Source organism: Natronocella acetinitrilica, from assembly GCF_024170285.1.
Taxonomy (GTDB): Bacteria; Pseudomonadota; Gammaproteobacteria; order Nitrococcales; family Aquisalimonadaceae; genus Natronocella; species Natronocella acetinitrilica.
In genome coordinates this window covers 1-1319 of sequence record NZ_JALJXV010000028.1, presented here as the reverse complement: position 1 = coordinate 1319, position 1319 = coordinate 1, and the positions used below count along the sequence as shown (strand labels likewise).

At 60.6% G+C, this 1319-nt stretch carries 1 protein-coding gene and 1 other annotated feature; the gene reads right to left on the bottom strand.

Annotation, left to right across the window (positions count from 1 at the left end; all coding sequences use genetic code 11):
• Positions 1-34: 34 nt before the first annotated feature.
• Positions 35-1269, bottom strand: a protein-coding gene (locus tag J2T57_RS22070; RefSeq protein WP_253485964.1) for an IS3 family transposase whose coding sequence is annotated in 2 segments (ribosomal slippage) — positions 35-978 and positions 978-1269 — 1236 coding nt in all. Because the reading frame shifts where the segments join, the coding sequence is not laid out codon by codon here.
• Positions 875-991 (bottom strand) — a sequence feature (AL1L pseudoknot). It overlaps the preceding gene by 117 nt.
• Positions 1270-1319: the final 50 nt, after the last annotated feature.

Here is a 1319-nt window from a genome sequence, read left to right as displayed (position 1 = left end):
TGAACCGCCCCGGGTATGATGGAGGCTGTTGGGTTTAAGTTGAGGCCATCGGGATGGCCTCGGTGGCTTTCAGCCGCCAGTAGTGTGCCTCAGCCTCGGCCGGCGGGATATATCCGATCGGTTCCAGCAGGCGCTGATGGTTAAACCAGTGAACCCACTGCAGTGTGGCTAGTTCCACGGATTCCCTCGACTTCCAGGGCGCACGACGGTGGATCAGCTCTGCCTTGTACAATCCGTTGATCGTTTCTGCCAGAGCGTTATCGTAGCTGTCTCCGCGACTGCCAACCGAAGGCTCTATACCAGCCTCCGATAGTCGCTCCGTATAGCGAATGGATACGTATTGGGACCCTCGGTCGGAGTGATGCACCAGGGCATCGCCACGTCCCGGCTGGCGGTCGTACAAGGCCTGCTCCAACGCATCAATGACAAAGTCCGTTCGCATGGTCTTGCTGACCCGCCAACCAACGATGCGTCGGGCAAAGACATCTACCACGAAGGCCACATACAACCAGCCTTGCCAGGTGGAGACGTACGTGAAATCTGACACCCAGAGCTGATTGGGGCGTTGCGCCCTGAACTGCCGGTTGACCCGATCCAGTGGGCACGCTGCCGCAGTGTCCGCCACGGTGGTACGCACCACCTTGCCGCGGCGCACACCCTGCAGCCCCAGGCGTCTCATCAGCCGCTCAATCGTACAGCGGGCAACCACGATCCCCTCACGATTGAGCTGACGCCAGACCTTGTCAGCACCGTATACCTGCATGTTGGCATGCCAGACACGCTGGATCTCAGGTATCAACTGATCATCCCGTTGAGCGCGGGCGCAGCGAAGAGAAGGACTGCGCTGTTGCGCCACCCGCCGTCGGTATCCCGAAGGGGCAATCTGCAGAACACGGCAGATCGGCTCGACCCCGTATACATCCCGGTGGCGATCAATGTAGTCCTTCAGGACTTCAGGCGGCGGTCGAGCTCCGCCTGGGCGAAAAACGCACTGGCCGTCTTGAGGATATCGTTGGCGCGGCGCAGCTCCTTGACCTCACGCTCCAACGCCTTGAGGCGTTCACGTTCGGTCGTGGTTAGCCCGTCGCGCTCGCCTGCATCCGTCTCCGCCCGCTTGACCCATTCCAGCAGGGTCTGCGGAACGCAACCGATTTTTGGCGCAATGGACTCGATGGCGGCCCACAGCGAGGGGTAATCGTCACGGTGCTCCTGCACCATACGAACTGCCCGCTCGCGAACCTCAGGTGAGAACTTGTTGGTCTTCTTCATGGCTCCATCTTCTCAAGAGTTGGAGCCTCCACCAAACCCGGGGCGGTTCA